This window comes from Blautia sp. DFI.1.216, from assembly GCF_020594215.1.
Taxonomy (GTDB): domain Bacteria; phylum Bacillota; class Clostridia; order Lachnospirales; family Lachnospiraceae; genus Blautia_A; species Blautia_A wexlerae.
The window spans coordinates 1-225 of the sequence record NZ_JAJDML010000265.1; the positions used below are offsets into that span (position 1 = coordinate 1).

Annotated in this window: 1 pseudogene; it reads right to left on the reverse strand. The window is 40.9% G+C overall.

Annotated elements, in window-relative coordinates:
- Positions 1-225: pseudogene (locus LJE11_RS19660) on the reverse strand (glycoside hydrolase family 2 protein); the annotation flags it as partial.

Sequence of the window (225 nt, forward strand, 5' to 3'; positions counted from 1 at the left end):
GATTAGTTTACGTCCTTTGCCATTCAGGAAAAAGCCCTTTTCCGAATCAAATTTAAACCAGCGCAAGCCTAACGGATTCACCACTTCATCCAGCAAAGTACCCTTTTTCTTATCGAGAATACGCGTATATACCATATACCGATAAGGATCGTCTATATCCCACAAACGGGGCGAATCTATTTTTATCTTTTTAGAGATGTCTGTCTTTGTTTCACCGGATGCCAG